The 24,041-nt window shown below is 71.4% G+C and carries 23 protein-coding genes; 10 read left to right on the forward strand and 13 right to left on the reverse strand.

Features of this window, described 5'->3' with window-relative positions; genetic code table 11:
- Nucleotides 1–24 precede the first annotated feature (24 nt).
- A complete protein-coding gene (gene rarD, locus H5368_RS10990) occupies nucleotides 25–888 on the forward strand; it encodes an EamA family transporter RarD (protein ID WP_182825268.1) in 864 nt (287 codons plus the stop codon).
- A complete protein-coding gene (locus tag H5368_RS10995; protein ID WP_182824535.1) occupies nucleotides 885–2,246 on the forward strand; it encodes an FAD/NAD(P)-binding protein in 1,362 nt (453 codons plus the stop codon). Before rarD ends, H5368_RS10995 begins: the two co-directional genes overlap by 4 nt.
- Here the strand turns inward: H5368_RS10995 and H5368_RS11000 are convergent.
- The 5 genes from H5368_RS11000 to H5368_RS11020 are packed head-to-tail and all read right to left on the reverse strand — an operon-like array spanning nucleotide 2,221 to nucleotide 7,020.
- The gene (locus H5368_RS11000; RefSeq protein ID WP_182824537.1) at nucleotides 2,221–2,520 is read right to left on the reverse strand and encodes a hypothetical protein; all 300 of its coding nucleotides are present in this window, start codon (nucleotides 2,518–2,520) and stop codon (nucleotides 2,221–2,223) included. The genes H5368_RS10995 and H5368_RS11000 overlap by 26 nt on opposite strands.
- On the reverse strand, nucleotides 2,517–3,842 hold the full coding sequence (locus tag H5368_RS11005; protein ID WP_182824539.1) for an ABC transporter permease: 1,326 nt from the start codon (nucleotides 3,840–3,842) through the stop codon (nucleotides 2,517–2,519). The genes H5368_RS11000 and H5368_RS11005 overlap by 4 nt, the downstream gene beginning before the upstream one ends.
- Before the next feature lie 23 nt (nucleotides 3,843–3,865).
- Nucleotides 3,866–5,032 carry an ABC transporter permease gene (locus tag H5368_RS11010; protein ID WP_182824541.1) on the reverse strand — a complete coding sequence of 389 codons (1,167 nt, stop codon included), beginning with the start codon at nucleotides 5,030–5,032 and terminating at the stop codon, nucleotides 3,866–3,868.
- A 21-nt stretch (nucleotides 5,033–5,053) separates the two neighbouring features.
- Nucleotides 5,054–5,746, reverse strand: a complete 693-nt coding sequence (locus H5368_RS11015) for an ABC transporter ATP-binding protein (RefSeq protein WP_182824543.1) — start codon at nucleotides 5,744–5,746, stop codon at nucleotides 5,054–5,056.
- A gap of 35 nt (nucleotides 5,747–5,781) precedes the next feature.
- A complete protein-coding gene (locus tag H5368_RS11020) occupies nucleotides 5,782–7,020 on the reverse strand; it encodes an efflux RND transporter periplasmic adaptor subunit (protein WP_182824545.1) in 1,239 nt (412 codons plus the stop codon).
- Between the two features lie 163 nt (nucleotides 7,021–7,183).
- On the opposite strand from H5368_RS11020, the gene H5368_RS11025 reads away from it, so the two are divergent.
- The 5 genes from H5368_RS11025 to H5368_RS11045 all read left to right on the forward strand — a co-directional run bounded on the left by H5368_RS11025 (nucleotide 7,184) and on the right by H5368_RS11045 (nucleotide 12,658).
- A complete protein-coding gene (locus tag H5368_RS11025) occupies nucleotides 7,184–8,098 on the forward strand; it encodes an ABC transporter ATP-binding protein (RefSeq protein WP_182824547.1) in 915 nt (304 codons plus the stop codon).
- On the forward strand, nucleotides 8,098–8,874 hold the full coding sequence (locus tag H5368_RS11030; protein ID WP_182824549.1) for an ABC transporter permease: 777 nt from the start codon (nucleotides 8,098–8,100) through the stop codon (nucleotides 8,872–8,874). Before H5368_RS11025 ends, H5368_RS11030 begins: the two co-directional genes overlap by 1 nt.
- Before the next feature lie 44 nt (nucleotides 8,875–8,918).
- Entirely contained in the window at nucleotides 8,919–10,772 is a 1,854-nt protein-coding gene (locus H5368_RS11035; RefSeq protein WP_182824551.1) for a CIA30 family protein, read from the forward strand.
- 69 nt (nucleotides 10,773–10,841) lie between these two features.
- Nucleotides 10,842–12,059: a sensor histidine kinase gene (locus H5368_RS11040; RefSeq protein ID WP_343203907.1), complete on the forward strand. Its 1,218-nt coding sequence runs from the start codon at nucleotides 10,842–10,844 to the stop codon at nucleotides 12,057–12,059.
- On the forward strand, nucleotides 12,056–12,658 hold the full coding sequence (locus tag H5368_RS11045) for a response regulator transcription factor (protein WP_182824555.1): 603 nt from the start codon (nucleotides 12,056–12,058) through the stop codon (nucleotides 12,656–12,658). The genes H5368_RS11040 and H5368_RS11045 overlap by 4 nt, the downstream gene beginning before the upstream one ends.
- A 366-nt stretch (nucleotides 12,659–13,024) precedes the next feature.
- Here H5368_RS11045 and H5368_RS11050 read toward each other — a convergent pair whose 3' ends face one another.
- The 7 genes from H5368_RS11050 to H5368_RS11080 form a co-directional block, all read right to left on the reverse strand.
- Nucleotides 13,025–14,404 (reverse strand): leucyl aminopeptidase family protein, encoded by a 1,380-nt coding sequence (locus H5368_RS11050; protein WP_182824557.1) that lies wholly within the window; start codon nucleotides 14,402–14,404, stop codon nucleotides 13,025–13,027.
- Nucleotides 14,401–15,147, reverse strand: coding sequence for an HAD family hydrolase (locus H5368_RS11055; protein ID WP_182824559.1), 747 nt, complete (start codon nucleotides 15,145–15,147; stop codon nucleotides 14,401–14,403). Before H5368_RS11055 ends, H5368_RS11050 begins: the two co-directional genes overlap by 4 nt.
- A 20-nt stretch (nucleotides 15,148–15,167) precedes the next feature.
- The gene (locus H5368_RS11060) at nucleotides 15,168–16,325 is read right to left on the reverse strand and encodes an AI-2E family transporter (protein ID WP_255486511.1); all 1,158 of its coding nucleotides are present in this window, start codon (nucleotides 16,323–16,325) and stop codon (nucleotides 15,168–15,170) included.
- 19 nt (nucleotides 16,326–16,344) lie between these two features.
- Complete coding sequence (locus tag H5368_RS11065) at nucleotides 16,345–16,818, reverse strand: hypothetical protein (RefSeq protein WP_182824561.1); 474 nt, start codon at nucleotides 16,816–16,818, stop codon at nucleotides 16,345–16,347.
- 13 nt (nucleotides 16,819–16,831) lie between these two features.
- Nucleotides 16,832–17,380: a phage holin family protein gene (locus tag H5368_RS11070; protein ID WP_255486536.1), complete on the reverse strand. Its 549-nt coding sequence runs from the start codon at nucleotides 17,378–17,380 to the stop codon at nucleotides 16,832–16,834.
- Nucleotides 17,381–17,476: 96 nt separating this feature from the next.
- A complete protein-coding gene (locus tag H5368_RS11075; protein WP_182824563.1) occupies nucleotides 17,477–17,839 on the reverse strand; it encodes a hypothetical protein in 363 nt (120 codons plus the stop codon).
- A gap of 23 nt (nucleotides 17,840–17,862) precedes the next feature.
- Nucleotides 17,863–19,317, reverse strand: a complete 1,455-nt coding sequence (locus H5368_RS11080) for a Do family serine endopeptidase (RefSeq protein WP_182824565.1) — start codon at nucleotides 19,315–19,317, stop codon at nucleotides 17,863–17,865.
- A 456-nt stretch (nucleotides 19,318–19,773) separates the two neighbouring features.
- Here H5368_RS11080 and H5368_RS11085 point away from each other — a divergent pair, with 456 nt between their 5' ends.
- The 3 genes from H5368_RS11085 (at nucleotide 19,774) to H5368_RS11095 (ending at nucleotide 23,486) form a co-directional block, all read left to right on the forward strand.
- A complete protein-coding gene (locus tag H5368_RS11085) occupies nucleotides 19,774–21,933 on the forward strand; it encodes an adenosylcobalamin-dependent ribonucleoside-diphosphate reductase (RefSeq protein WP_182824567.1) in 2,160 nt (719 codons plus the stop codon).
- Nucleotides 21,934–22,065: 132 nt separating this feature from the next.
- Entirely contained in the window at nucleotides 22,066–22,683 is a 618-nt protein-coding gene (locus H5368_RS11090) for a hypothetical protein (protein ID WP_182824570.1), read from the forward strand.
- Nucleotides 22,684–22,748: 65 nt separating this feature from the next.
- The gene (locus tag H5368_RS11095; RefSeq protein WP_182824572.1) at nucleotides 22,749–23,486 is read left to right on the forward strand and encodes an NrdJb; all 738 of its coding nucleotides are present in this window, start codon (nucleotides 22,749–22,751) and stop codon (nucleotides 23,484–23,486) included.
- 50 nt (nucleotides 23,487–23,536) lie between these two features.
- Here the strand turns inward: H5368_RS11095 and H5368_RS11100 are convergent, their stop codons facing one another.
- Nucleotides 23,537–24,031, reverse strand: a complete 495-nt coding sequence (locus H5368_RS11100; protein ID WP_182824574.1) for a hypothetical protein — start codon at nucleotides 24,029–24,031, stop codon at nucleotides 23,537–23,539.
- Nucleotides 24,032–24,041 lie beyond the last annotated feature (10 nt).

Raw genomic sequence — 24,041 nt, forward strand, 5'->3', positions numbered from 1 at the left:
CGGCTCGACGGCAAGGGCGTGTGGATGGCGGTCGGCGCGTTCGTGCTCTGGGGCGTGATGCCGCTGTACTGGCACCTGCTCAAGGTGGTGCCGTCGCTGCAGATCGTGCTGCACCGGATCGTGTGGAGCGCGGTGCTGGTGGCCGCCTGGCTGTTCTGGAAGCAGGGCGGCGGCTGGCTGCGCGCGGTGCTGGCGCAGCCGCGGCTGGCGGCGATGCTCGCGGCCAGCGGCCTGCTGATCGCGTTCAACTGGGGGCTCTACATCTGGGCGGTGAACGCTGGCCACGTCATCGAGACCAGCCTCGGCTACTTCATCAATCCGCTGCTCAACGTGGTGATCGGCGTGGTGTTCCTGCGCGAGCGGTTGAATCCCGTGCAGTGGCTGTCGGTGGCGATCGCCGCCGCGGGCGTCGCCTGGCTGACGTTCAACTACGGCAGCTTCCCGTGGATCGCGCTGACGCTGGCCGGCTCGTTCGCGCTGTACGGCGTGATCCGCAAGTTCGCCGCGGTGGACGCGGTCGCCGGCCTTGGCGTGGAAAGCGCGTACCTGTTCCTGCCGGCGCTGGCGGCGCTGGCCTGGTTTGAATGGCAGGGCACCGGCGGCTTCGTCGGCGGCTGGGGAGTGGGCGTGGACCTGCTGCTGGTGCTCGGCGGCGCTCTGACCGCGCTGCCTTTGGTGGGATTCGCCTATGCGGTGCGGCGCGTGCCGCTGTCGATGGTCGGCGTGCTGCAGTACATCGCGCCGACGCTGCAGTTCCTGATCGGGCTGCTGGTGTTCCAGGAGCATTTCGACCGCGACCGCGCGATCGGCTTTGCGTTGATCTGGGCGGCGCTGGCGGTGTTCATGGTCGACGGCATCCGCCGCGCGCGCTTGGGCGGCCGCGCATGACGCCTGCACCCTACGACCTCGCCATCATCGGCGGCGGCGCCGCGGGCGCGCTGGTGGCGATGCACTGCCTGGCGCGCGACCCGGGCATGCGCATCGCCATCGTCGAGCCGCGCGCGGCGCTGGCGCGCGGCGTGGCGTATTCGACCACCCGCGACGAGCACCTGCTCAACGTCACCGCCGACCGCATGGGCTGGCACGCGGACCTGCAGGGCGATTTCGTGGCGTGGCTGCAGGCCGTGGATGGCGAGGGCGCCGCGGACGTGGGCCACGACTTCATGCCGCGCCGCCGCTTCGGCGACTACCTCGCCGCGCGCCTCGCGGACGCGGCCGCCAGCGGTTCGGTCGTGCACGTGCACGAGCACGCGGTCGCCTGCGAAGACGCCGAGCGCACGGTGCTGCTGGCGTCGGGCGAACGCCTGCATGCCCGCGCCTGCGTGCTGGCCACCGGCAATGCGTCGCGCCCGCTGCCGTGGCCCGTCCCAGCGGAGGTCGCGGCGCGCGTCTGCGAGGCCTGGGACCTGGCGGCGATCGCCGCGATCCCGCCCGACGCGCGTGTCGCCATCGTCGGCACGGGCTTGAGCATGGTCGACATCGTGCTGGCGCTGCGCGGGCAGCAACATCGTGGCGCCATCATCGCGCTGTCGCGGCACGCCCTGCTGCCCCTGCCGCACGAGCCCACGCACATGGCGCTCGATGTCGACATCGATGCACTGGCGATGCTGCCGCTGCGGGCACGCATGCGCCGGCTGCGCGCGCTGGCGGCGGAGGCCATGGCCGGCGGCCTGCCGTGGCAAGGCGTGATGCAGGCGCTGCGCCCGCACGGCGTGCGCCTGTGGCAGTCGCTGTCGCCCGCCGACCAGGCACGCTTCCTGCGCCACGTGGTGCGCGGCTGGGACGTGCACCGGCACCGCATCGCGCCGCAGGTCGTGGACATGCTGGATGCGATGCGCGCGGACGGGCAGTTGCGCGTGGACGCCGCGCGGCTGGCGGCGATCACCGCGGACGGTGGGCAGGTCGTGCTGCACGCGGCGGCGCACGGGGCCGGCGCGTCGCGTTGCTGGCAGGTGGACCATGTGGTCAACGCCACCGGCATCCAGTCGCGCTTCCCGGTGGCGGGCGATGCGCTGCAGGCGTCGCTGCTGGCAGCCGGCCTGGCGCGGCCCGGCCCGTTCGGCCTCGGCGTGGATGTCGATGGCGACGGTGCGCTGCGCGACCGCCACGGCACGGCCGGCGCACACCTGTTCGCGATCGGCAGCCTGCGCATCGGCGCGGAGTGGGAAAGCATCGCCGTGCCCGACCTGCGCCTGCAGGCGGCGCGCATCGCCGCCCGGCTCAGGCCCGCAGCGCGATCCAGCTGATCGCCGCGCTGCCGGCGACCGCGATCGCCAGCCCCGCGTTGCGCCATGCGCGCGCCCTGCGGCGCAGTCGCCGCACGCGCTCGTCGTTGGCCGCGCGGGCCTCGGCGATCAGCGGCGCCACCTCGGCCTCGGCGCGTGCGTAGGCCGTGCGGTCGTCGCGCGCCTCGGCCGCGAGCGCGGCATCCTCGTAGGCCTCGAACGCGCGCCGCTGCAGGTCCTGCAGGCGCGCCTCCAGTTCCGCGTTCGACAGTGCCTGGAGGTCGCGGCCGGTCATGCCGCGCGCAGGGCGTCGGTCACCGGCATGGTCGCCGCGCGCAGTGCCGGGAACAGGCCCCCGACGAATCCGATCGCCAGCGCCCATTTCAGGCCTTCCCACAGCAGGGCGGGCGACACCTTGAACTCGAACGAGAGCTGGGCGACGCCACCGGCCAGGGTGGATGCCGTGTAGCCGTTGAACACCAGCCAGGCGATCGCGCCGCCCAGCGCGCCGCCGAGCGCCGCCAGCAGCATGGTCTCCAGCAGCACCGCGACCACCACCGGCACGCCGCGGAAGCCGATCGCGCGCAGGGTGGCGATCTCGCGCGCGCGCGAGGCGACGCTGGCGAACATGGTGTTGAGCGCGCCGAACACGGCGCCGATCGCCATGATCGAGCCGACCACGATGCCGATGATGCGCAGCACCTTGGACACCCCTTCCGACTGGTCCTGGAAGTAGTCGAGCGTGGTCTTGGCCTCCACCTGCAGGCGCGGGTCGGCGGCGAGCGTGGCCTTGAAGGCATTGAAGGCGGACGGCGCGGACAGGCGCGCGAACACCGAGGCGCGGCTGCTGCCGCGACCGTAGGTGGAGGCCACCACCTCCGCGTCGGCCCAGATCTCCGACTCCATCGAGTCGCCGGATTCGAACACGCCGACCACGGTCCACGGCTGGGTGCCCAGGCGCAGTTCGCTGCCCGGGTCGAGGCCGGTGAACTGGCGGCGCGCGCCCTTGCCGACCACCAGTTCGCGCTTTCCGGGTTCGAAGCGCCGACCCTCGACGATCTCCAGGTCCGGCCGCACCGCCCAGGCCATGTCGCCGACGCCGCGCAGCTGCACGCTGCCATCCTCGTCGGCGGCGCCACCACGGACCGGCAGGTTGGCCGCCACCACCAGTTCCGGCGACGCCATCGGCCGTCCGTCGGCATCACGCGCGATCTCGGGGGCGCGCTCGATGGTGGTGATCGCGTCGCGCGTCATCACCGACATCAGTTCTGCCGCCGATCCACCGCGCAGCACGATCGCGGTCCGTTCGTCGCCGCTGCTGCTGACCGTGTGCCGGTAGCCTTCGGCCATCGCCAGCAGCGCCACCAGCACGCCGACCACGCCGGCGATGCCCACGATCACCACCGAGGACGAGCCGATGCGCTGCGACAGCGTGCTCACCCCGACCATGGTGACCGAGGCCGCCTGCCGGCCGCTGCGGGCCAGCAGCATCCACAGGGCGAAGGCCGCGGCCGCGCCCAGCAGCGCCCACCACGGCAGCAGGATCCATGCGGCGAGGACCAGGGCGATCAGCAGGACCAGGCCGGCGGCGCGGAGCATCTTCTTCAAACGATTCATCTGCATGTCCTCGGGATGGGTCTTCAGCGACCCGCCAGGGCGTCGACGATGTTCAGGCGCATGGCGCGGATCGCCGGCAGCGCCCCCACCAGCAGGCCGATGGCGAGCATCAGCGCCAGGCCCAGCAGCCAGCTCTGCAGGCCCACCGGCGGCAGGCTGATCATGCCGCCGCTGCCGGCCGACACCACCGGTCCGATCACCGCCGCAAGCCCGAGGCCGAGCACGCCGCCGATCACCACGATCAGCATCGATTCCGCCAGCACCATCCACAGCACGCTGCTGCTGGAGAACCCGATCGTCTTCAGCACCGCGAGTTCGGAGGTGCGCTCGCGCACCGCCTGCGCCATGGTGTTGCCGGTGAGCAGCAGCAGGGTGAAGAACACCGCGCCCATGATCGAGCCGACGATCAGGCCGACGTCGGCCATCTGCTTGAGCTGCGAGGCCATCGCCGCCTGCTCGCTCATCGACCTGGTCTCGTGCGGCGAGTTGAGCGACAGCGCGTCGATCGCTTTCGCCGCCGCGTCGCTGCGGCGCACGTCGGAGACCCGGCTGATGTACCAGCCGACGTCACCGTCGACATACGGCGTGGACTCCTCGAAGTAGTCGTAGTGCATCAGGATCAAGGCCTCGGTGAACCCGGCGCTCTTCTTGTCCTTGGCGCGCAGCACGCCGGCGATGTCGAACGCCCAGTCCAGGCTGCCGTCGCTGTTGGGATAGATGCCGGACTGCAGCGGAACGCGTTGCCCGACCTTCCAGCCGAAGCGCTTCATCATGGTCTCGCCGACCAGCATGCCGGTGCGGTTGCGCTTCCAGGCCTCGACCTGTGCCGGATCGACTTCGATCTCGGGGTACAGGTCCAGGTAGTTCGGCGCCACCGCGAACGTGAACAACTGGTTCTTCGGCCCCTGGTAGGTGCCGCCGAACCAGTTGGCGTAGGTCACCGCCTCGATGTTGTCGATGTTGGCGATGCGCCCCTGCAGCGAGATCGGCAGGGTCTCGATGAACGACAGCTTCGAGGAGGTCTGCAGCCGCTGCGCGCCGTCGGCGTTCTGGCCGAGCTGGGCGAAACTCGAGCGGATGCCGTCGAGCAGGCCGAACAGCAGGAACGCCGCCACGATCGAGGCCAGGGTCAGGAACGTGCGGGTCTTGCGCCGGAACAGCGCGGCCCAGACCAGGTGGAAGTACTTCATGTCGGCGTCCTCGGTGCTGCGTCAGGCCGCGTGGTGCTGCTGCTCGACCAGACTGCCCTTGTCGAGATGCAGGGTGTGGCTGGCGTACTCGGCGGCCTTGGGGTCGTGGGTCACCATGACGATGGTCTTGCCGTGCGTGCGGTTGAGTTCCTGCAACAGACCGAGGATGTCCTCGGCGGACTGCCGGTCGAGGTCGCCGGTGGGCTCGTCGCAGATCAGGATCGTCGGGTCGGACACGATCGCGCGCGCGATCGCCACGCGCTGTTGCTGGCCGCCGGAGAGTTCCGCCGGCTTGTGCGTGGTGCGGTCGGACAGGCCCACCAGCTGCAGCGCGATCTGCGCGTTGCGCTTGCGCTGTGCTGCGCCGAGTTTCGTCAGCAGCAGCGGCAGCTCGACGTTCTTCTGCGCGGTGAGCGCCGGCATCAGGTTGTAGAACTGGAACACGTAGCCGACGTTGCGGCTGCGCCAGCTCGCCAGCTGCCCGGCGCCCATGCTGTCGATCCGCTGGCCGTCGATCTCGATCTCGCCGCCGGTGGGCGCATCCAGTCCGCCGATGAGGTTGAGCAGCGTGGTCTTGCCGGAGCCGGACGGCCCCATGAGCGCGACGAAATCGCCCGCGGCGATGTCCAGGTCCAGGCCGTGCAGCACCTCGACCTTCTCCGGGCCGCGCTGGTAGGACTTGGTCAGGTTGCGGATCGATACCAGGGTGGTCATGGCCATGCCTCGTGTTGGTTGCAAGGGTGTCGCGGTCACTCGGTGGCGATGCGCAGCCGGTCACCGTCGCGCAGGTCATCGGGCGGATCGAGCACGACGGTCTCGCCGGGCGCCAGCCCGGACAGCACCTGGCGGTCGCCGCCGCTGCCGCCCGCAGTGGTCCGGATGCCGCGCAGTTCGGCGCGGTCGTCGGCGGCGACCACGAAGGCGACATCGCCGCCGTCGCGCGACGCGACCGCCGCGGCCGGCACGCGCACGCCGCGCGGCTGGTCGGCGGCCGCTTCGGGGGCGCGCTCCAGGAAGCTCACGGTCACGCCCATGTCCGGCACGATCCGCGGATCCTTCTCCTGCAGCGCCACGCGCACCTTGACCGTGGCCTTGCCGCGGTCGGCGGTGGGGATGATCGCGATCACCTCGGCCGGGATCTTCCAGTCGGGATAGGCGTTGAGCGTGGCCTCGACCGGCATCTTCGGCTGCACGCGGCCAATGTAGGCCTCGCCGACGTCGACCTCGACCTCGAGCGAGTCCATGTCGACGATGGTGCCGATGCCGGTGCGGGTGAAGCCGCCGCCGGCCGACAGCGGCGACACGATCTCGCCGGGCTGCGCGGCCTTGGCGATCACCACGCCGGCGAATGGCGCGCGCACCACGGTGTTGTCGACGCCGATGCCGCTGATGCGCAGCTGCTGGCTGGCGACCTGGGCATTGCGCTGCGCGGTGGCGAGCTGCGCGCGCAGCGCGTCGCGCGCAGCGATCGCCTGCTCGTGCTGCGCGCGCGACACCAGCTGCTGCTGCACCAGCGACGACAGCCTCCGGGCGTTGGCCTCGGCTTCGACCAGCTGCGCGCGGATGCCGTCGGCCTGGCTGCGGGTGGCACCGAGCTGGGCCTGCGCGAGGTCGCGCTGTGCGTCGGCATCGATCGGGTCGAGGGTCGCCATGACCTGGCCTTCCTCGACGCGCTGGCCTTCCTCGATCAGTACCTCGCGCACGCGGCCGGTGATCTTCGACGACACCGTCGCCATGCGCCGCGCCACCACGTAGCCGCTGGCGTCGAGCACCGACGCGGCGCCGCCGCCGCCGCCCGAGGAGGCGACCACCGGCGCGGTCTGCACCTCGACGCCGCGGTCGCGGGCCAGCAGTGCCCATGCCGCGCCGGCGACCAGCAGCAGCACGATGGCGATGGCGACGCCGATCCACAGCCCGCGCCGCGATGGCGGCGGCGGAGCCTTGCGGTCGATCCTCAATTCCCTGAGCAGGTCGGCGTTGGTGTTCATATGGTCATCTGGACGGAGGGACGCTGCGGAGTGTGACCGAGTGTGTCCGCCGCAGGATGCGGTGTCAGGTGACGCCTGTCACCCGCGATGCCTGACCGCCGCGACTGCCGGCCGGTGCGCACGGCGACCAACATGGCGTCGTCCATTCGCCGAGGGTCCCAGCATGTACCCGTCCCATCACGCGCCACTCGCCCACCTGAAGGGCGCGCGCAGGCGCCATGGCGCGGTCGTCGCGCTCGATGGCGTCGACCTCGAGCTGCACCGCGGCCAGGTCCTCGCGCTGCTCGGTGCCAACGGCGCCGGCAAGACCACCGCCATCTCGCTGCTGCTCGGACTGCTGCAGCCCGATGCCGGCGAGGCGCGCCTGTTCGGGCGGCCGCCGCAGGACCTCTCGGCGCGACAGGGCATCGGCGTGATGCTGCAGGCGGGCGCGATCGCCGACATGCTCGCGGTCGGCGAACTGCTCGACCTGACGCGCAGCTACTATCCCGCGCCGCGCAGCGTCGCGGACTGCGTGGCCATCGCCGGGCTCGACGGCCTGCTCAATCGCCGCTACGGCAAGCTCTCAGGCGGCCAGCAGCGCCGCGTGCAGTTCGCGCTCGCGATCTGCGGCGCCCCGCGCGTGCTGTTCCTCGACGAGCCCACCACCGGCCTCGACATCGAAGCACGCCAGGGCCTGTGGCGCGGCCTGCGCACGCTCGTCGCCGAGGGCACCTCGGTGCTGCTGACCACGCATTACCTGGAGGAGGCCGAGGCGCTGGCCGATGGCGTGGTGGTGCTGGCCAACGGCCGCGTGGTGGCCAGCGGCAGCCTCGACGAGGTGCGCGCACGCGTCGACCAGCGCCGCATCCGCTGCAGCACCACGGTCGATGCCGCCGAAGTGGCGCAGTGGCCGCGGGTGCGCAGCGCGCAGCGCGACGGCGGCCGCCTCGAGGTGATTGCCGACGTGGCCGAGGATGTCGTGCGCCGCCTGCTCGCCGCGGATCCGGTGCTGTCCGGGCTCGACGTCAGCCGCGCCGGCCTCGCCGAGGCCTTCCTGGAAATCACCCGCGATACGTCGCTCGAGGAGGCCGCGTGATGCATGCCCTGGTCGAACGCGCGACGGCGACGCGTCGCCACCCGCTGCTGCGCAGCCATGTGCTGGAAGCGAAGTACGAGTTCCTGCGCATGCTGCGCACGCCCATGTTCGCGCTGCCGACGCTGCTGTTCCCGGTGATGTTCTACCTGCTGTTCGGGGTGGCGTTGAATCGCGGCGACGGCAGTGCCGCGCAGTACCTGCTGGCCACTTACGGCGTGTTCGGGGTGATGGGCGCCGCGCTGTTCGGCTTCGGCGTGACCGTGGCGATGGATCGCGCGCAAGGGCTGCTGGCGCTCAAGCGCGCGCTGCCGATGCCGCCCGGCGCGTGGCTGCTGGCGAAGATGGCGATGGCGCTGCTGTTCTCGGCGATCGTCGCACTGCTGCTGGCCGTGATCGCGGCCACCCTGGCCGGGGTGTCGCTTGCGCCCGCGCAGTGGTCGCTGCTGTGGCTGGTGCACGTCGTGGGCGCCCTGCCGTTCTGCGCCATCGGGCTGTACGTCGGCACCGTGGCCGGCGGCTCCGCCGCGCCGGTGGTGGTCAACCTGCTGTACCTGCCGATGTCGTTCCTGTCCGGGCTGTGGCTGCCGCTGGCGATGCTGCCGGATGCGCTGGCCCGGCTGGCACCGGTGTGGCCGTCCTACCATCATGGCCAGCTCGCGCTGAAGGTGGTGGGCATGGACGCCGGCCAGCCGGCGGCGCTGCACCTGGGCGTGCTGGCGGTGGTCACCATCGGCTTCTTCGTCCTCGCCCGGGCGCGCCTCGCGCGTCATGGCTGACCCCCATCCGTTTGCCTTCGCTGCTGGTCCCAAGGAGTGTTGCCATGAATCGCTGGCCTGAAATCCTCGCCGCGGGCGCCATCGCCGCCGCCATTGCCGGTGCCGTGTTGGCCCAGGGTCCGTCGCCGGACACGCAGCGCGCCGTCGCCGTCGCCGCATTGCCATCGGGAGGCGAGGGCGCCGCCTTCGCCATTACCGGCGTGCGCGTGTTCGACGGCGAGCGGGTATTGCCCGCCGCCAACGTCGTCGTCCGCGACGGCCGCATCGCGGCGGTCGGTGCCGGCGTCGCCATCCCGGCCGGCATCGAGGTCGTGGACGGCGCGGGCCGGACCCTGCTGCCCGGGTTCATCGACGCGCACACCCACAGCTGGGGCGAGGCGCAGCGCGACGCCCTGCGCTTCGGCGTCACCGCCGAGCTCGACATGTTCGGCGACTGGAATCGCATCCCGGCGCTGCGCGCGCAGCGCGAATCGCTCGATGCCATCGGCCAGGCCGACCTCTGGACTGCCGGCGCCACCGTGACAACCGCGGGCGGGCACGGCACGCAGTACGGCTTCCCGGTGCCCACGCTTGCCGCCGACGGCGATGCCGCGGCCTTCGTCGCCGCGCGCGTGGCCGAGGGCTCGGACTACATCAAGCTGATCGTCGAGGATTTCAGCACCCACTCCGCCGAGCGCCGCCTGCCGACGATCACCCCGGCGCAGGTCGCCGCCGCGATCGCCGCGGCGCATGCGCACGACCGGCGCGCCGTGGTGCATGCGTCGTCGCAGGCGGATGCGCTGCATGCGGTCGAATCCGGCGCGGACGGCCTGGTGCACGTGTTCCATGATGCCGCCGCATCGCCGGCCTTCGTCGCCGCGACCCGTCGCAGTGGCGCGTTCGTGGTGCCGACCCTGTCGGTGATCGCCGGGTTCGCGCAGGACGCCAGCGGCAGCGCGCTTGCGGCGGACATGCGCCTGGCGCCGTGGCTGGGCGTGGAGCAGCGCAGCGCGCTGCAGTCCACGTTCCCCGGCGCGCCGCGACCGGCGGCATTCGACAACGCCCTGCGCAGCGTCGCCGCGCTGCATGCCGCGGGCGTGGACGTGCTTGCCGGCACCGACGCCGGCAATCCCGGCACCGCGCACGGGGCCAGCGTGCACGGCGAGCTGGCGCTGCTGGTGCGCGCTGGCCTGACGTCGGTCGAAGCACTGGCCGCGGCCACCTCGGTACCGGCGCGCCGCTTCGGTCTCGACGACCGCGGCCGCATCGCGCCCGGACTGCGGGCCGACCTGCTGCTGGTCGATGGCGATCCCACCGCCGACATCGCCGCCACGCGCGCCATTGCCGGCATCTGGAAGAACGGCCACGCCGTCGCGCGCCCGCGCCTGGACCAGCCGGCCACCGCGCCGGCGATCGCCGCCGGCGCGCTGCTCGCCGACTTCGAGGACGGCGGCACCGGCGTGCGCTTTGGCCACGGCTGGCAGCTCACCACCGATGCCATGGCCGGCGGCACCTCGATCGCGGAGCAGGCCTGGGCAGCGGAGGGCGCGGCCGGTTCGCGCGGCGCGCTGCGCGTTGCGGGCGAGATCCGCCCCGGCTTCGCCTTCCCCTGGGCCGGCACCATGTTCCATCCCGGCGCGCAGCCGATGCAGCCGGTCGACGCCTCGGCGCGCAGCGAGCTGGTGTTCCAGGCACGTGGTGACGGCCGCGGCTACCAGGTGATGCTGTTCTCGGGGCCGTCGATGCAGGCGATGCCGAGCATGCAGGCATTCACCGCCGGACCGGAATGGCGCGAGGTGCGGATCCCGCTGGCGGCATTTGCCGGTGCCGACGTCGCCACGCTGCGTGCGCTGGCGATCACCGCCGGCCAGCCGCAGGGTGCGTTCGAGCTGTACATCGACCGGGTCGAGCTGCGCTGAGTGGCGCATCATCGCGCCATGGATCATGCAGGCGCGCCCCGCGCGAAATTGTCCGGTTGGCGCGCTTGGTTGCGGCCGGCGCCCGATTCGGCGCTGGCGACGGCGCGGCGGCAGGGCCGTTCGGCCTGGACCGAATGGGTGCACCTGATGTGGTCGGCGTGGGTGTTCACCACGCCGCTGTTCACGCCGGACGGCTACAGCGCGCGCTGGCTGCTGCTGACGCTGCTCTCCTATCCGCTGTTCGTGCTGCTGTACGCGCTGGTGCTGCTGCGCCCGGAGCGCCAGGCCTGGCGACCCGCGCTGGCGATGATTGCGCTCGCCACGCTGCTGCTGCCCTGGTACGCGTCGGGCATGAGCTATTTCGTGTTCGGCTGCGTCATGTTGCGCAGCCAGCGCGCGCGTTCGCTGCTCCGCTACGTGCTGCTGCTGGCCGTGCTCAATGCCGCGTTCGTCGGCTTCGCGCTGTGGCTCGGGTATCCGTGGCAGGCGGTGGTGTGGCTGCCGCTGGTTGCGCTGATCGTCGGCACCGTGGTGCATGTCGAACACGCCAACCACGCCACCGATGCCGCACTCAGGCTGTCGCACGACGAAGTGCGCCGCCTGGCCGCGCTCGCCGAGCGCGAGCGCATCGGCCGCGACCTGCACGACCTGCTCGGTCACACGCTGTCGCTGGTGGCGTTGAAGTCGGACCTGGCGGCGCGCCTGGTGGAGCGCGACCCGGCGGCGGCGCGCGCGGAGATCGATGCAGTGAGCCGCGTCGCACGCGACGCGCTGGCGCAGGTGCGTTCGGCGGTCAGCGGCATCCGCGCGGCGGGCATCGCCGCCGAACTGGCCTCGGCCAGGCTGCTGCTCGAGTGCGACGGCGTGGCGCTGCGCCACGACTGGGATGAAAGGGGACTGGCCGGCGGTGCGCTGCCGCCGCGCGTGGAGAACACGCTGGCGCTGGTGCTGCGCGAAGCGGTGACCAACATCCAGCGCCACGCGCGCGCGCAAAGCGCGGAGATCAGCATGCGCGCCACCGACGACGGCATCACGCTGCGCATCCGCGACGACGGTCGCGGCGGCGCGATCGTGCCCGGCAACGGGGTGGGCGGCATGCGCGAGCGCATCGAGGTGCTCGGCGGACGCCTGGACATCGGCCCGGCGGGCGGGCACGGCACGCTGGTGGAGGCCTGGCTGCCGCTCCCGGCGCAGCCTGCCGGCGACAACGAGCACGGCCCCGACCACGACCACCCTGATGGCATTGCCGACGCTGGCCTGCGCCCCGCCACGGATGGCGGCGCATGATCCGCATCGCGCTTGCCGAGGACCAGGCCCTGCTGCGCGGTGCGCTTGCGGCGCTGCTGGCGATGGAGGACGACATCGAGGTGGTGGCGGTGGCGGCGGACGGCGAGGCCGCCTGGCGCGACCTGCAGCGCACATCCCCGGATCTCCTGGTCACCGACATCGAGATGCCCGGCCTCACCGGCCTGGAACTCGCGCAGCGCATCCAGCGCCACGGGCTGGCGACGAGGGTCGTCATCGTCACCACCTTCGCCCGCGCCGGCTACCTGCGCCGCGCGCTGGATGCCGGCGTGCACGGCTACCTGCTGAAGGACGCGCCGATCGAACGACTCGCCGAGGCACTGCGCCGGGTGCACGCCGGTGGCCGCGCGATCGACCCGCAGCTGGCGCTCGAGGCCTGGTCGGAGGCCGACCCGCTCAACGAGCGCGAGCGCCAGGTGCTGCGCCTGGCCGGCGAGGGCCAGGCGGCGTCCGAGATCGCCGCCACGCTCGGCCTGTCGCACGGCACGGTGCGCAACTACCTGTCGGAGGCGATCGGCAAGCTCGGCGTCGGCAACCGCATCGAGGCCTATCGCCTCGCGCGGCAGAAGGGCTGGCTCTAGCGCGCTGCGCCGGTGTGGGGCCGGGCGCTTGCGCCGGGTACCAATGCCCTTGAGGACTCATGTCCCCCGGCAATGGCCTGCGGCCATCGCCTCCTCCTTGACTTCGCCCTCAAGGGCATTGGCACCCGGTACGTCGCAGCACGCGGGGTTGGAGAGGCACACCCCGCGATCTTGTGCCTGGCTCTGCTCTGTTCTGCTCTGTCGGCCCCCCCCGCCGCGACCGCGCCCCGAAGTGGCCGTGAGGCCTTCGCGGGGAAGTCAAGGAGGAGGCATCCGCCGCGAGGCGGATGCCGGGGGACATGAGCCGCGAAGGCCTCACGGCCACGGCCTCCGGGCCACGTCCACACGGGCCCCGAGAATCGGACCTCAGCCGGCCGAGCGTGCCTTGAGCATCGCGTAGGCGGCGCGCAGCCCGAGCGCCTCACCGCCCGCCGGGCGACCGGGGCGGTCGCTGTCGTTCCAGGCGTAGGTGTCGAGGTGTGCCCACGGCATGTCCTTGGGCACGAAGCGCTCCAGGTACAGCGCGGCGGTCACGCTGCCGGCCATCTTGGAGCCGGCGTTGGCCATGTCGGCGACCTTGCTGGTCAGGTAGCGCAGGTAGGGCCGCCACAGCGGCATGCGCCACAGCGGGTCGCGCACCTGCATGCCGGCGTCCAGCCACGCCTGCGCCAGCGCGTCGTCATTGCTGAAGAGCGCCGGCAGGTCCGGGCCGAGCGCGATGCGCGCGGCACCGGTGAGGGTGGCGAAGTCGAGGATCAGGTCGGGCGCCTGTTCGCCGGCATAGGCCAGCGCATCGCCCAGGATCACCCGGCCCTCGGCGTCGGTGTTGTCGATCTCGACGCTCACCCCGGTGCGGGTGGCAATCACCTCGCCAGGGCGGAACGCGTCCGGGCCGATCGCGTTCTCCACCGCCGGCACCAGCAGGGTGATGCGCAGCGGCAGCCTGCGCGCCATCACCAGTTCGGCCAGCGCGAGCGCGTGCGCGGCGCCGCCCATGTCCTTCTTCATGTTGCGCATGCCATCGGCGGGCTTGATGTCCAGGCCGCCGGTGTCGAAGCACACGCCCTTGCCGACGATCGCCACGTGCGGGTGCGACGCGTCGCCCCAGCGCAGCGCCAGCAGGCGCGGCGCGCGGTGCGAAGCGCGGCCGACGGCGTGGATTGCCGGGAAGTTCTGCGCCAGCAGGTCGTCGCCGGTGATCGCCTCGAACGCCGCCCCGTGCACCTCGGCCATGCCGCGCGCGATGTCCTCGAGCTGCTCCGGTCCCATGTCCTGCGTCGGCGTGTTCACCAGGTCGCGCACGCGCACGCAGGCGGCGAGGATGTCGCCGGCTTCGGCATCGGGCTGCGCCAGCACCAGCCGCGCCGGCGCGCGCGCGCGTGCCTTGTAGCGGTCGAAGCCGTAGCTGCCGAGGCCCCAGCCGAGCTGCAGAGCGTGCAGTGCATCGTCGTCGAGGGCGGCCGCCGGCACCCAGTCGCCGCCGGGCAGCGCCATCGGCGCGTGCGCGTAGCTGGCGGGGTCGAGGCGGTCACCGATGCCGAGCACGGCGCTGGCGGTGCGGGCGTCGCCGGCGGGCAGCAGCAGGTGGCTGCCAGCGGCGGCATCGAACCGGTTGGCATCCAGCCAGGCACCGACGGCAGCCGGCTGCGCGGCACGCCAGGTGGCGAGCCCGTCGCGGTCGACGAGGTGCAGCGGCTGTGCGGCGGACGTGGCGTCGGCAGGCGCGTGGGTGGGCGTGGAACTCATGCGGGGGTACTCCGTGTGTCGTCGCCGGGCGCGGCGGTCGCCGCTTCCAGCCAGTCGGCCAGTCCGGACAGGGTGTCGAAATTCAGGTCGGGCGTCGCCGAGCGGTGCCGCCAGGGGGCCAGGCGTCCGTCGGCGCCGCGGCGGTTGATCCAGCAGCTGCGCAGCCCCGCGCGCGCGGCGCCGGCGACGTCGGCCTCGGGATGGTCGCCGACATGCAGCACCTCGGCCGGTGCGACGCCCACGTGCGCGCAGGCGGCGAGGAAGATGCTCGCGTCGGGCTTCGCCGCGCCGTGTTCCTGCGCGCTGACGCTGCCGGCAAAATGGTGGCGGATGCCGATGCGGCCGAGATCCGCGTTGCCGTTGCTCAGCGCCACCACCGGCACGCGCGCACTCATGCGCGCCAGGGCGTCGCGCGCCTCGGGATAGAACTCGACCTCGTTGCGCGCGGCGAAGAACACCTCGTACGCCGGGTCCACCAGCGCCAGGTCCGCGCCGCTCTCGCGCAGCGCGTGCTCGATCGTCAGCCGGCGCAGCGCCGACATGTCATGCGCCAGCTGCGGGTGGCGGGCATGCATCTGCTCGCGCAGCGCGCGCATGGCGGCGACCGGGAACATCGCGGCGGTGGCCGGGCAGTGCACGCGCATCCAGTCGTCGAGCGCATGCTCGATGCGCACGCCGATCGGCGCGAACGGCCAAAGCGTGTCATCGAGGTCGAGGGTGATGGCGCGGACGTCGAAGCCCATGCCGCCATTGTACGTGGCGCCTATTCGAGCAGCCTGGCCCAGCCTTCGAGTCCGTCGATGCGCGAGACCACCAGTTTCGCGCAGGCCAGCAGCGGGACCGCCAGCAGCAGGCCGATGATGCCCCACAGCGCGCCGAACACCATCAGCGCGAGGATCAGCACCAGCGGCGACAGGCGCATGCGCTGGCCAAGCACCAGCGGGGTGAGGATCTGCCCTTCCAGGGTGTGCAGCCCGAGATAGATCGCCGCCGGCAGCAGCGACGGCCCGATCTCCTTCCAGGTCACGAAGCCCATCACCAGCATCGCCACGATGCCGATCATCGGCCCCACGTAGGGCGCGAAATTGAGCAGCATCGCCAGCGTGCCCCACAGCAGCGCTTCCTGCAGGCCCACGCCAAGCCCGACATGCAGGATCGCCGCCAGCAGCAGGCCGACGGCGGCGTTGATCAGGGAAATGGTGAACACGTAGCGTGAGATCTCGCGCTCCACCGACTGCATGATCTCCACGGTGACCCGCTGCCGCTGCCGCGTGGGCAGGAGCGCGATCGCGCGGCGCTGCAGGTCCTCGCCGAACACCATGAAGAAGAATGTCAGCAGCACCACCGCGAGCACCGAGGCCACCACCCGCGGCGCCTTGTTGAGGATCGCGTAGGGGTCGTCGACCTGCGTGCGGACCACGTCCTGCCGGCGACTGCCGTCCTCGCCGCCGGCCAGGCGCGCGATGTCCTCGGCCACGCGGTTGGCTTCGTGCACGGGCTTGGCCAGGTCGCGCAGTTCATTGCCGAGCTGCCGCATCTGCCTGGGCGCTTCCTGCATCCAGTCGATCGCCGGTGCCAGCAGCTGCTGACCGAGCAGGCCCGCACCGGCCAGGCCGCCGGCCAGCACCAGCAGCGCCGCCAGGAAGCGCGGCACGTACAGGCGGCGCAGTGCCCGGATCACCGGGTTGCCGATCAGGGCGAAGAACATCGCCAGCAGCACGGGCAGGATCACGCCCTGTGCCACCCACAGCGTGTAGCCGATCGCGAGGATCGCCAGCACCAGGGCGGCCGGCGACGCCGCCGGGCGCCGCGTCGGCACGGCATCGGGGGCGCCGGTGGCCGCGGCCTGGATCACCGCCTGGCCAGGTGGCACGGGCGGTGTGTGGGGCGCCGGCATGGCGGGCGCTGGGGTTTCGCTCATGTGGATCCGCTCCCGCGGGTCAGCGTCGTTCGGAAACGTCGGTGGCGGCTTCGGCCGGAACGGGCGGGCCGTCCCATGCCGGATCGGCGCTGTAGCGGCGTTCGCTTGGCGACAGCGGCGCGGCCGCCGCGGCCTCGGTCACGCCGTCCGGTGACCCGGCGGCGGCCGCGACTTCCGCCTCGGCCCCCTTCGCCGCGCTCTCGGCCCCTTCGGCCGCGAACTTCGCCTGCAGCGCGCCGACCAGGCCGGCCACGCTGCTGGCCATCTGCAGCCAGCGGGCGCTGCCCCCGCCGATGGCGCCGGCGGCATGCACCGGCCGCGCGCGCCCGACCAGGAAGCCGGCGAGGGCGCCCGCGATGACGATGCGGGTCGGCGTCAGGGTCTCGCGCCAGGTGCTGCCGAGCACGCGAAAGTCGGCCGCGACCTGGCGTTCGCGGGCCTCCAGGGCGTCCTCGGCCTGTTCCACCTTGGCGAGCAGCTTGTCGAAACTCACTGGCCTGGTCTCCTCATGGCGGGGTCACGTCCACGCCGCGCTCGTCGCGCACCGGTGCGCGCTCGGCCTCTTCGCGCACGCGGATTTCCGCGGCCCGGGCCGATTCGGCCGAACCCGCGCCGGGCACGAGTTCCGACAGCTCGCCGATGCCGAGGCGGGCAAGCTGGCGGCGCGTGGTCTTGAGGCGGGTGTGTTCGAAATAGTCGGCGGCCTTGCGCACCGCAAGCCAGGCGCCCACGCCGCTGAGCAGCGCGCAGCTGCACAGCGCGACCCACCACGGCAGGCCGAACTGGTTGCTGAGCAGCACGATCAGCGCCGCCATCAGCAGCAGCCAGGACGACGCGCCGAACACGACCGCCACGCCCGCGAACGCGATGCTGCGCCCGGCGGCGCTGCGGGCCAGCGAGACATCGGCCACCACCAGGCTGCGGAAGGCCTTGGCGGCCTCGCCGGCGGCGTCCAGGCCGGACTTGCCGGTGTCACGCAGGCCGCGCAGGGATTCGATGAGATCGGGGGGCGGGGCACCGTCCGCGGCACGCCGGGACGCGCCCGCGCCCGGCATGCCGGGGTCATCGCGGCCCGGGGCCGCGGGGTCGGACCAGCCGCCGGGCGTGCTGCCCGGCGGCGCGGACGGGGGCGGGGTTCCCTGCACGCCGGATTACTTGTCGCCGCTGCGCGCGAGCTTGGCGATGATCCAGCCCGCGGCGAAGGCGACGCCGAAGGAGGCGATCGGACGCTCGCGGATCAGGTCGGCGGCGTTGTCGAGCAGGTCACGGCCCTTGTCGAGCAGCTGGTCGACCTTCTCGGTGCCGGCACCGGCCACTTCTTCCAGGGCCGAGAGGCCGGCCAGCGCGCCGTCGGCCAGGTCCGACTTGAGGTTGGCCTTGCCCAGGCGCAGCTCTTCACCGGCCGCGGCCGCCGCGCCGCGCAGCGCGTCGGCGGAATCGACGGCCGCCTGCTTCACGTGGCCGCCGGCGGTGGACAGGTTGGTCTTCAGGTTTTCAGTGTGGGTCGGGGTCATTGCAGTCATCTCTCTCTGGGGGGTCATTCGATGGCCAGGTTGCCCTGGTTGCGGCCGCGCTGGATGCGCAGCACAAGTGATTGCGGTGGATCGGACAGCGCGGTGCGCAGGCCGGCGAGGTCGCCGGCGAGTACGCGCCCGACGGCTAGCACCACGTCGCCGCTGCGCAGGCCATTGCGCGCGGCGCGGCTGTCGGGCGCCACGTTTTCGACCAGCACGCCACCGGCGCCGCCGCGGCGCAGGGCCTCCGGGAGGTCGGCGAACGAGGCGCCGGACAGGCGCGGGTCAAGCTGCTGCCCGGCGATCACCCGCGGCTGCTCGCGCAGCGTGGTGGCGACCTGGCGCGTCGCGCCGTCGCGGCGCACCTCGAGCGTGACCCGGGCATTGGCCGGCTGCAGGCCCTGGAAGTTGCGCAGCGCCTCGCTGTTGGCGAGCCGCTGGCCGTTGGCGCCGACGATCACGTCGCCCGGCTGCAGGCCGGCTTCGGCCGCGGCGGAACCGGGATAGACGCGGGTCACCACCGCACCGCGGCTGCCCGCATCGAGGCCGAGGCTGGCCGCGAGGCGGTCATCAAGGTCCTGGCTGTCGAGGCCGAGCGAGCCGCGACGGACCTCGCCGGTGGACGCCAGCTGCTGCATCACGTCGCGTGCCAGGTTGGCCGGGATCGCAAAGCCGAGGCCGATGTTGCCGGCCATGCTGCCGCGCGGATTGAAGCTGGCGGTGTTGATGCCCACCAGTTCGCCGCGCAGGTTGACCAGCGCACCGCCGGAATTGCCGGGATTGATGCTGGCGTCGGTCTGGATGAAGTTCTGGAATCCCACGCCGGGCACGTTGCTGCGCCCGACCGCGGACACGATGCCCGAGGTCACCGTCTGCCCGACGCCGAAGGGATTGCCGACCGCGACCACGAAATCGCCGACTTCCAGTGCGTTGCTGTCGGCGAGCGGCATCGCCTGCAGCGGAGTGCCGTCGGGACGCACCGGGATCTTCATCAGCGCGATGTCGGTGTCGCCGTCCGAGCCGACGAACTCCGCCGCCAGCGTGCGACCGTCGGCCAGCGTGATCGACACCTCGTCGGCGCCCTCGATCACATGGTGGTTGGTCAGCACGTAGCCGCGCGCGGCGTCGACGATCACGCCCGAGCCCAGCGATTCGTTGATCCGCTCCTCGGGGATGTCCGGGAACATCCGGCGGAAGAAGGGATCGTTGGCGAAGGGGTTGTTGATGCGCACGCGCTGCCGGGAATGCACGCTGACCACGGCCGGCGTGACGCCGCGCAGCATCGGCGCCAGCGACGGAAGGGCCTGGCCGGCTACCTGGCCGGGCAGGCCCCCGACCATCGGCACCGACGCCACGGCGGACGCAGGCGCCGCCTGCGCCGGGCTGTCCAGGCCGCTGCGGATCGCGGTCGCGGCAAAGCCACCGAAGGCGGCCGCGGCGGTCAGGGCGAACAGGGTGGTACGTGTGGATGGGCGCATCGGTATCTCTTTATGGCGGTTGCGAGGTCTGGGAGCCGTGAAGTGTCGCGCGGCGCCGGGGGCGGGTCGAGGCCACGCGGGTGTGTCGTACGTCTCATGTTCAGTGCGAACGGCAGCCGCGCGCGCTTCCCGTGGAGGCCGTGGAATGGATTTGACTTCGTCCCGGCTCGCGCTTAACGTCCTTACCCGCGGCCACAACATGTTGGGGTCTGAAACCCACGCAGGGCCCAGTGGTTGTTGAATGGGCTCCCGGCAACGCAGAATCCACGGGGGGGTGGTTCCGCATGCAGGACCTCGCAGCCGGCCACCACGAACGATCACATGTCGCATGGCGTGCGCTGCCCGCCAGCGGCTTTGCCGTCGGCGCGATCCGCCCCCCGCGGTCCGCGACCGGCATCACAACAGGACAGGGCCCGCGCACACGCAGCCGGGCAGCGACGAGGAGATAGGAGCAGCATGAGCACGGTTCGCCTGGAGGCTGTAAAGAACACCATGGCCGGCAAGGAGCAGGACATCCCGATGCAGCCGGCCTCGGCCGACATCTGGGACAAGAAGTACCGCCTCAAGACCAAGCAGGGCGATGCCGTCGATGCCGACATCGATGGCACCTACCAGCGCGTGGCGCGTGCGCTGGCCGAGGCCGAGCCGAATGCGGACAAGCAGAAGCACTGGAACGAGCGCTTCCTCTGGGCGCTGCGCCGCGGGGCGATCCCCGCCGGCCGCATCACGTCCAATGCCGGAGCGCTGGCCCACAAGCCGGCCACCAGCACCATCAACTGCACGGTCAGCGGCACCATCGTCGATTCGATGGACGGCATCCTGGAAAAGGTCCACGAGGCCGGGCTGACGCTGAAGGCCGGCTGCGGCATCGGCTACGAGTTCTCCACGCTGCGCCCGCGCGGCGCGTTCGTCGCCGGTGCCGGCGCGTACACCTCGGGCCCGATGTCGTTCATGGATATCTACGACAAGATGTGCTTCACGGTGTCGTCGGCCGGCGGCCGCCGCGGCGCGCAGATGGGCACCTTCGACGTGGGCCATCCGGATGTGCGCGATTTCATCCGCGCCAAGCGCGAGGACGGGCGCCTGCGCCAGTTCAACCTGTCGCTGCTGGTCACCGACGGCTTCATCGACGCGGTCAAGGCCGACGGCGACTGGCCGCTGGTGTTCCCGGTGAGCGACAAGGAAACCGACGACATCGACATGGCCGACCCCGCGCAGGTGGTGTGGCGCGAATGGCCGCAGCACGCCGGCTACATCGTCCGCGACGACGGCCTGGTGGCGTGCAAGGTCTACGGCCACATCCGCGCGCGGCACCTGTGGGACATGATCATGGTCTCGACGTACGACTACGCCGAGCCGGGCTTCATCCTGATCGACCGCGTCAACGAGATGAACAACAACTGGTGGTGCGAGACCATCCGCGCCACCAACCCCTGCGGCGAGCAGCCACTGCCGCCGTACGGCGCCTGCCTGCTCGGCTCGGTCAACCTGACCAACTTCGTGCATGGCGCGTTCACCGAGCAGGCGACGTTCGACTGGGAGGAATACAAGGAGGTCGTGCGCGTGTTCACGCGCATGCTCGACAACGTGGTCGAGGTCAACGGCCTGCCGCTCGAGGAGCAGCGCCGCGAGATCATCCGCAAGCGCCGCCACGGCATGGGCTTCCTCGGCCTGGGCTCCACGCTGACCATGCTGCGCATGAAGTACGGCTCCAAGGAGAGCTGCGAATTCACCGAGCGCATCGCCCGCGACATGGCGCTGGCGGGCTGGGAGACCGGCCTGGCGCTGGCCACCGAGAAGGGGCCGGCGCCGATCATGGAGGAGCGCTTCGAGGTCACCGCCGAGATGCTGCGCAAGCGCCCGGAGATGGCGCGAGACGGCTGGAAGGTCGGCCAGGAAGTCCCCGGCAAGGTCCTGCACGCGCGTTACTCGCGCTACATGCAGCGCATCGCCGAGGTCGCCCCGGATCTCGTCGAGCAGCTCGCCGAGACCGGCGCGCGCTTCACCCACCACAGCTCCATCGCACCTACCGGCACGATCAGCCTGTCGCTGGCCAACAACGCCTCCAACGGCATCGAGCCGTCGTTCGCGCACCACTACAGCCGCAACGTGATCCGCGAAGGCAAGAAGTCGAAGGAAAAGGTCGACGTGTTCTCGTACGAGCTGCTCGCCTACCGGGTGCTGGTCAACCCGAAGGCGATGCCGTTCAGCGAGGAGGCGGACGCCAAGCTGCCGGACTATTTCATCAGCGCCGACGACATCAACCCGAAGGAGCATGTCGACGTGCAGGCCGCGGCGCAGAAGTGGGTCGACTCGTCGATCTCCAAGACCGCCAACGTCCCCACCGACTACCCCTACGAGGACTTCAAGGACATCTACCTGTACGCCCACGCGCAGGGCCTGAAGGGCTGCACCACGTTCCGCTTCAATCCCGCCGCGTTCCAGGGCGTGCTGGTCAAGGATTCCGACCTCGAGAACACCCTGTACCGCTTCGAGCTCGAGGACGGCAGCACGGTCGAGGTGAAGGGCAACGAGGAGATCGAATACGACGGCGAGATGCACAGCGCCGCCAACCTCTTCGACGCGCTCAAGGAAGGCTATTACGGCAAGTTCTGACCCGCGCTCCGCCCGCGCCCGGGCGCGGGGGCGGACCGCCGTGGACTCCGCGTTTGCATGCACCGAACGGCTTCGCGCTACATTTCGCCCCGCGGGCGCTTTGCCCGCCACACGACCGACGAGGGGAACAAGATGAGCAACGGCAACGGGGTCGCCACGACCCTCAGCAATGCCGCCGAGGCCGTCGCCGACAAGGCGAAGGAACTCGGTGCGGCGGTGTCCAAGGGCGCCGCCAGCGCGGTGAAGACGGCGAAGACCACGGCGAAGAAGGCCGAGAAGGCCGTGGCCAAGTCCGCCGGCAAGGCGAAGAAGGCGGTGACCAAGCGCGTGGCCAAGGCCAAGCGCAGCCTGGCGGCGACCAGCGCCAGCGCCAAGGCCGAGGCGGGGACGCTGAAGCGCAAGGGCGCCGGCAAGAAGGCCACTGCCAAGAAGGCCACCGCGAAGAAGGCGACGGCGAAGAAGGCGACTGCGAAGAAGGCCACCGCGAAGAAGGCGACGGCGAAGAAGGTGACGGCGAAGAAGGTGACGGCGAAGAAGGCCACCGCGAAGAAGGCTGTCAAGAAAACCGTGAAGAAGGTGGCCAGGAAGACCGCGGCCACCAGGTCCGCGGTCAAGAAGGCCACCCGCAAGGTGGCGAAGAAGGCCGCCGGCAGCAGGGCCGCGGTGAAGAAGGTCGCGAAAAAGGCTACGAAAAAGGCCGCGAAGAAGGCCACCAAGAAGACTGGCGCGCGCAAGTCGGCGGCCAGGTAAACCCGCCAGGTCCTCCCCCGCGCATGGGGGAGGACGGGCACCAACGAACACCAGGAACCCGCGTCATGGCCGTCAAGATCGAGAAGAAAATCACCGGATACACGGTCGTCACCGCAGCCGACAGGGACAAGGCCGCCAGCGCAGCCGATCGCGCGCCCGCCGACGCCGCGTTGCCCACCGCCGAAGTGATCCAGATGCACGAGCGCATCGAGCGCCCGGAAATCCTGATCGGCAACACCTACAAGATCAAATCGCCGCTGGTCGAGCACGCGGTGTACGTGACCATCAACGACATCGTGCTCAACGCCGGCACCGAGCACGAGTCGCGGCGGCCGTTCGAGATCTTCATCAACTCCAAGTCGATGGACCACTTCCAGTGGATCGTCGCGCTGACGCGCATCATGAGCGCGGTGTTCCGCAAGGGCGGCGACGTCACCTTCCTGGTCGAAGAGATGAAGGCGGTGTTCGATCCTCGCGGCGGCTATTTCAAGGCCGGAGGCGTGTACATGCCGTCGCTGGTCGCCGAGCTCGGCGCGATCGTCGAGGACCACCTGAAGTCGATCGGCATGATTCACGACCCGGACATGAGCTCAGCGCAGCGCGCGCTGATCAACGAGAAGCGCAAGCAGTACGAGGACCGCGCGAGGAAGAGCAACAACGCCGACGAAGACGTCGCGGTGACCGGCGACGGCACCACCTTCCCACCCACCGCGACGATGTGCCACAAGTGCAGCACCAAGGCGCTGGTGCTGATGGACGGCTGCGCGACCTGCCTGAACTGCGGCTACTCGAAGTGCGGCTGAGGCCGCGATCGCGGTAAACGGACGGGCGGCAGGCGCGCCCGGGTCGCGGCCTAGCGCGCGCGCCCCGACGCCTGCAGCGCCCTGACGCGTTCGATCTCCGCGGGCAGTCGCTGCTGCAGCATCAGCAGCAGCTCCGCGGCGGCGGTGCCATCCAGCGCCGCGCCGTCGCGCGCGAGCGCGGTGACGCGCGTCGTGGAGCGCCGGATGTCGGCCGACAGCGGCACGGCGCGGGTCAGCAGCAGGATGTCCTGGCCGCGATAGCTGACCGCGTGGAGGTCGAGCATCTCCGAGCGGCCTTCGAGCCGGACGCCGACGCTGCGCACCAGCAGCTGGCCGACCGCGTTCCAGGTGTCGAGCCTGTCCGCCGTGATCAGGAAGCCGTCACGCAAGGCGGACGGCGGCTGGGCGGGCGCGACTTCGTCGTTGTGCGCCGCGCCATCACTGCGCGGCGCGGTACCGCAGCCTGCGGCCAGCAGCAGCACCGTGCACATCGCCGCCCCCGTCCATCGGGTACGGCGCGGCAGTCGCGGCGGCAATCGGGTCATGGCGCGATCA

Source organism: Luteimonas sp. MC1782, assembly GCF_014164605.1.
Lineage (GTDB): Bacteria > Pseudomonadota > Gammaproteobacteria > Xanthomonadales > Xanthomonadaceae > Luteimonas.

Coding starts and splice junctions, on each gene's coding strand:
- H5368_RS11045 (WP_182824555.1), top strand. CDS start 12,056: ATGATCCGCATCGCGCTTGCCGAGGACCAGGCCCTGCTGCGCGGTGCG.
- H5368_RS11100 (WP_182824574.1), bottom strand. CDS start 24,031: ATGACCCGATTGCCGCCGCGACTGCCGCGCCGTACCCGATGGACGGGG.
- rarD (WP_182825268.1), top strand. CDS start 25: ATGGCGGTCGGCGCGTTCGTGCTCTGGGGCGTGATGCCGCTGTACTGG.
- H5368_RS11090 (WP_182824570.1), top strand. CDS start 22,066: ATGAGCAACGGCAACGGGGTCGCCACGACCCTCAGCAATGCCGCCGAG.
- H5368_RS11095 (WP_182824572.1), top strand. CDS start 22,749: ATGGCCGTCAAGATCGAGAAGAAAATCACCGGATACACGGTCGTCACC.
- H5368_RS11010 (WP_182824541.1), bottom strand. CDS start 5,032: ATGAAGTACTTCCACCTGGTCTGGGCCGCGCTGTTCCGGCGCAAGACC.
- H5368_RS11060 (WP_255486511.1), bottom strand. CDS start 16,325: ATGAGCGAAACCCCAGCGCCCGCCATGCCGGCGCCCCACACACCGCCC.
- H5368_RS11000 (WP_182824537.1), bottom strand. CDS start 2,520: ATGACCGGCCGCGACCTCCAGGCACTGTCGAACGCGGAACTGGAGGCG.
- H5368_RS10995 (WP_182824535.1), top strand. CDS start 885: ATGACGCCTGCACCCTACGACCTCGCCATCATCGGCGGCGGCGCCGCG.
- H5368_RS11020 (WP_182824545.1), bottom strand. CDS start 7,020: ATGAACACCAACGCCGACCTGCTCAGGGAATTGAGGATCGACCGCAAG.
- H5368_RS11050 (WP_182824557.1), bottom strand. CDS start 14,404: ATGAGTTCCACGCCCACCCACGCGCCTGCCGACGCCACGTCCGCCGCA.
- H5368_RS11035 (WP_182824551.1), top strand. CDS start 8,919: ATGAATCGCTGGCCTGAAATCCTCGCCGCGGGCGCCATCGCCGCCGCC.
- H5368_RS11075 (WP_182824563.1), bottom strand. CDS start 17,839: ATGACCCCGACCCACACTGAAAACCTGAAGACCAACCTGTCCACCGCC.
- H5368_RS11025 (WP_182824547.1), top strand. CDS start 7,184: ATGTACCCGTCCCATCACGCGCCACTCGCCCACCTGAAGGGCGCGCGC.
- H5368_RS11005 (WP_182824539.1), bottom strand. CDS start 3,842: ATGAATCGTTTGAAGAAGATGCTCCGCGCCGCCGGCCTGGTCCTGCTG.
- H5368_RS11030 (WP_182824549.1), top strand. CDS start 8,098: ATGCATGCCCTGGTCGAACGCGCGACGGCGACGCGTCGCCACCCGCTG.
- H5368_RS11080 (WP_182824565.1), bottom strand. CDS start 19,317: ATGCGCCCATCCACACGTACCACCCTGTTCGCCCTGACCGCCGCGGCC.
- H5368_RS11055 (WP_182824559.1), bottom strand. CDS start 15,147: ATGGGCTTCGACGTCCGCGCCATCACCCTCGACCTCGATGACACGCTT.
- H5368_RS11015 (WP_182824543.1), bottom strand. CDS start 5,746: ATGACCACCCTGGTATCGATCCGCAACCTGACCAAGTCCTACCAGCGC.
- H5368_RS11085 (WP_182824567.1), top strand. CDS start 19,774: ATGAGCACGGTTCGCCTGGAGGCTGTAAAGAACACCATGGCCGGCAAG.
- H5368_RS11070 (WP_255486536.1), bottom strand. CDS start 17,380: ATGCCGGGCGCGGGCGCGTCCCGGCGTGCCGCGGACGGTGCCCCGCCC.